Source organism: Pseudomonas sp. SIMBA_068, from assembly GCF_046534705.1.
Lineage (GTDB): Bacteria > Pseudomonadota > Gammaproteobacteria > Pseudomonadales > Pseudomonadaceae > Aquipseudomonas > Aquipseudomonas putida.
In genome coordinates, this window is the sequence record NZ_JAWRYI010001238.1 from 1 (window position 1) to 248 (window position 248).

Sequence of the window (248 nt, forward strand, 5' to 3'; positions counted from 1 at the left end):
GTGCTAATGCATGCTCTAGCTCTTCTACGACTACAATGCCACCACCGCCAGAAATAACAAAACCATCACGGTTAGCATCATATGTGCGCGATGCTTTTTCTGGTGTTTCGTTGTATTTAGTAGAGAGTGCACCCATTGCGTCAAATTCCATAGCAAGCGTCCAGTGAAGTTCTTCACCGCCACCAGCAAACACAACGTCTTGCTTGCCAAGTTGAATTTGTTCAACCGCATTACCAATACAATGCGCC

1 protein-coding gene is annotated in these 248 nt (G+C 46.0%); it reads right to left on the reverse strand.

Features of this window, described 5'->3' with window-relative positions; translation table 11 throughout:
• Positions 1 to 248, reverse strand: a 248-nt coding sequence (locus tag SB756_RS33500) for a beta-ketoacyl synthase N-terminal-like domain-containing protein (protein WP_410913689.1), incomplete at both ends; no start/stop codon positions are given.